The sequence below is a fragment of the Lapidilactobacillus achengensis genome (assembly GCF_003946655.1).
GTDB classification, from domain to species: domain Bacteria; phylum Bacillota; class Bacilli; order Lactobacillales; family Lactobacillaceae; genus Lapidilactobacillus; species Lapidilactobacillus achengensis.
On the sequence record NZ_RHOV01000043.1, the window covers coordinates 1 to 4,031 of the forward strand.

The following is a 4,031-nucleotide window of genomic DNA, read 5'->3' on the forward strand; positions in this document are numbered from 1 at the left end:
GACACCAGCGCAGTTCGTCTGATAAGCTAAGGCAAGTTCTTGATGAATCAGCCGGATCGGTCGGTTTCCAACCAACAACCAAGGATTGTTTAGGAGCAGGTCAAGATGTTCAACCAACGCAAACTGTACCAACCAACAAATTCGAATCCGTTGACATTGCAGTACCACCCCCAAAAGTAGGTTGGCCGCGGCTTGCGCTGCGAAATTCGGGGTGAGCTCGCTGTGGGCGCTGTTTTGAGCCAATCCGCAAAGTGCGCGGCTTGTCTCAAAGTCAGGCCTTGTCCTAAGCGGCAGAGCCGCCAAGGACAATTTCACGGCGATCTCACCCCCGAATTTCTCCGCTCCAGCCGCTCAACGTTTTAGCAGCCGTTTGAGCACTCACGCCGACTGGCAAGCTATCGCCAATCGATGTGGATCCACGCCATTGACGACCGTGGTTAGTGGTTACAATCTTTAAATTGGTGACACCAGCGCAGTTCGTCTGATAAGCTAAGGCAAGTTCTTGATGAATCAGCCGGATCGGTCGGTTTCCAACCAACAACCAAGGATTGTTTAGGAGCAGGTCAAGATGTTCAACCAACGCAAACTGTACCAACCAACAAATTCGAATCCCTTGACATTGCAGTACCACCCCCAAAAGTAGGTTGGCCGCGGCTTGCGCTGCGAAATTCGGGGTGAGCTCGCTGTGGGCGTCACTTTGAGCTTCGCAAAACCAGCGAATCTCAAAGCTGAGCCTTGTTCTAAGCGTTAAACCGCCAAGGACAATTTCACGGCGATCTCACCCCGAATTTCTCCGCTCCAGCCGCTCAACGTTTTAACAGCCGTTTGAGCACTCACGCCACTCGGCAAGCTATGGTCAATTGATGAGAAGCCACGCAATTGACGACCGCGGTTAGTGGTCACCAGCTTGAAATTGGTGACACCAGTGAAGTCTGCCTGATGAACTGAGGCAAGCTCTTGATGAATCAGCCGAATCGGTCGTTCTCCGTCCAACAATGGATTGATACGGAAACGGGTAGAGATATTCAACTTATGCAAAATATTCCGACCTTCTAATTCGAATTTTTTGATACTGCAGTACCACCACAGTTTGCCGGCGGCTTGTGTTCTAGTCAGCGTCAGTAACAAGCAAATACAAAGAATCCCCCGCGCGAGTCAATTCTGCGCAGGGGATCTTTTTAAGGGGAGGAGTCCGCGTCGCCAGCCGGGCCACGCGGAAAAATGAAGAATTTTGTGTGGACTTGGCGGGCAACCAAGCTCACAGTTGGTGATCACTAGCGGGCAACTAGGAGCACCTTAGGTTTTGGGCTTTTATTTTAGGGGTGGCGCAAGGGTTTCTAGGACATCTTGGCGATGCTTAGAAACTGTGGTTGATTCATGGGCATCATCTCTTTCGTTTTGCTATGTTCTTAGAATACCGGATAATCGTGAAGCGTTCATGACTGGTTTGGGGCAGTTTTCCGATAAATTGATGAATAAATTGTGATGGTTGGGTTGCTTGGCGGCGAATCAGTGGCGGGTGGACCAGGCTGGCTGGTTCTTTGCCGAATCTGGACCGCACCAATTCGAGAAAACAGTTGCTTTTTTGTTCAGAAAGCGCTTTAATTAGAATGAGATCATTACCTTTAGGAGGTCAAATTGATGATTTGGGCACGGGATGTGAATACTTAGCTTTAGTCGCGGATTTTGTCAGGGTTCGTGGTTAGCTGGTCATGGGTGGATTTTGCGCGCTGGGGACAAGGATCCGGTAAATTCCTGAAAGTTACCCCATTTTTTTCAGTAAAAAATCGCCACACAAGCGCTAATCATGATAAGATTCAAGTGGGTACTCATTTAACGACAAAGTGGGCGTCGGCCTGCGTTGCTTCAGCACATTTAGCCTCGTCACTGTGAGGGGAGCCGCTTTTAGCTTCCGGAATCGTGCGTAGCTAAGTGGAAGAAGCAAGACCGACGAACACGTCTCAAAAAAGGAGAGCTAACATGAAATTTGCAAAGTATTTTGATCATACACTTTTGAAGCCAGACGCGACGGAGGATCAGGTGCGCCAGGTGATCGCCGAAGCGAAGGAATATGACTTCGCCTCAGTTTGTATCAATCCTTACTGGGTCAGCATGACCGCCGAGGAATTGAAAGGCACAACTGTCAATACTTGTACGGTGATCGGCTTCCCTCTGGGGGCAACTTCAACGGTGTCGAAAGTTGCCGAAACAGCGCAAGCGATCCAAGATGGCGCCAACGAAGTCGATATGGTCATCAATATTGGCGAATTGAAGGCGGGTCATAACGACGCGGTCCAACGGGACATCGAACATGTGGCGCACACTGCTCATGGCGCCGGCGCTTTATTGAAAGTGATCATTGAAGCTTGCTTATTGACTGACGAAGAAATCAAGCGCGCTTGCGAATTGTCAATGGCGGCGGAAGCTGATTTCGTGAAAACATCAACTGGCTTTTCAACTGGCGGCGCAACACCTCATGACGTTAAAATCATGCGGGACACTGTCGGTGATAAATTAGGGGTCAAGGCTTCTGGTGGCGTGCACAACTTAGCGGAGGCCGAAGCGGTCATCGCAGCCGGCGCTAACCGGATCGGGGCCAGCGCCTCAGTCACAATTCTTAAGGAGGCACAAGCAAATGGCAAAGACTGATTATCGTTTCAACCGTGTATTTGGGATCGTTTTGGACTCGATCGGGATCGGCGAAGCACCCGACGCAGCGAAGTTCGAGGATCAAGGGTCTGACACGTTAGGCCATATCGGCGAATTCTTCCAAGGTAAGTTCCAAGTGCCCAACCTGGTCAAGATCGGCTTGGGTAACATTCGCGAAGACAATCCGATTTTAGGCGCAGAACCGATCGAACATCCCGCTGGTCACTACGGCAAGATGTTTGAGATCTCCGCCGGTAAAGACAGCATGGACGGCCACTGGGAAATGATGGGCTTGCCGGTCACTAAACCGTTAGGCTTCTTCCCCAACGGCTTCCCCCAAGAATTATTACAAAAATTAGAAGATTTCAGCGGTCGCAAAGTGATCGTCAACAAACCATATAGTGGGACCGATGTGATCCACGATTATGGCGAAGAACAAATGGCGACAGGCGACTTGATCGTCTATACCTCCGGCGACTCTGTTTTACAAATCGCGGCGCATACCGACATTATTCCACTGGCAGAATTGTATAAGATCTGTGAGTACGCTCGTTCGATCACCATTGACGAGTATCATGTGGGCCGGATCATCGCGCGGCCATACAGCGGTCCAGACAAGGACCACTTCGTTCGTTCTAGCGATCGTCATGACTATACTTTGGAGCCAACCGAAGACACTGATTTGGATCGCCTGCACGCAGCTGGTCTAGATGTTCTTGGCGTCGGCAAAATCAACGATATTTTCTCTGGCCGCGGCATCACTAAGGGCTGGCATACCGTCAGCAACATGGATGGCATGGACAAAACCATCGCCGCCGCAGACGAAGATTTCACTGGGTTCTGCTTCACTAACCTGGTCGACTTCGACGCCATGTACGGCCACCGTCGGAACCCACAAGGCGACGGCGATGCTTTGATGGCCTTCGATAAGCGTTTAGGTGAACTTTTGCCAAAATTGCATGATGATGATCTGTTGTTCATTACGGCTGATCACGGGAATGATCCTTGCTTCAAAGGCACCGACCATACCCGGGAATATGTGCCATTGTTGTGCTACTCACCAAGCTTCGCGCAAGGTGGCAGCTTAGGTATCCACAGTCCGTTCTCAGATTTGGGCGCGACTGTTTTGGATAACTTCCATGTTGTTGGTAATGGCAAGGGTCAGAGTTTCTTGGCAGACTTGAAGTAGCAGATTTCTGGCGTTGATGGCAGGTGTGATGGGTTTGGATGGGAACGCAACCGCCTCAGGACGTTTGTCGTGGCTGGAACGCGGTGGGCATCGTTTGAAGCCAATCCGCAAGCCCAGCGGCTTGTCTTCAAATCGAGCCTTATTCTAAGCGATAAATCGCTAAGAATAATCTCACCGCTGAGCCACACGTCCT

The 4,031-nt window shown here is 50.5% G+C and carries 5 protein-coding genes; 2 read left to right on the forward strand and 3 right to left on the reverse strand.

All coding sequences use genetic code 11. The annotated features are described in order from the left end of the window. The 3 genes from EKM94_RS12115 to EKM94_RS12125 all read right to left on the reverse strand — a co-directional run. Positions 1-315 (reverse strand): hypothetical protein (locus EKM94_RS12115; protein ID WP_164511241.1); only part of this gene is annotated, 315 nt, incomplete at its 3' end. Positions 316-322: 7 nt separating this feature from the next. After that, positions 323-595, reverse strand: a complete 273-nt coding sequence (locus EKM94_RS12120; protein WP_125602380.1) for a hypothetical protein — start codon at positions 593-595, stop codon at positions 323-325. Positions 596-747: 152 nt separating this feature from the next. Then, positions 748-1,038 carry a hypothetical protein gene (locus EKM94_RS12125; protein WP_125602383.1) on the reverse strand — a complete coding sequence of 97 codons (291 nt, stop codon included), beginning with the start codon at positions 1,036-1,038 and terminating at the stop codon, positions 748-750. Between the two features lie 942 nt (positions 1,039-1,980). Between EKM94_RS12125 and deoC the strand changes: the two genes are divergently transcribed. Both deoC and EKM94_RS12135 read left to right on the forward strand, forming a co-directional pair. Continuing rightward, positions 1,981-2,649 (forward strand): deoxyribose-phosphate aldolase, encoded by a 669-nt coding sequence (deoC, locus tag EKM94_RS12130; protein WP_125602385.1) that lies wholly within the window; start codon positions 1,981-1,983, stop codon positions 2,647-2,649. Beyond that, positions 2,636-3,838 (forward strand): phosphopentomutase, encoded by a 1,203-nt coding sequence (locus tag EKM94_RS12135; RefSeq protein WP_125602388.1) that lies wholly within the window; start codon positions 2,636-2,638, stop codon positions 3,836-3,838. The genes deoC and EKM94_RS12135 overlap by 14 nt, the downstream gene beginning before the upstream one ends. Positions 3,839-4,031 lie beyond the last annotated feature (193 nt).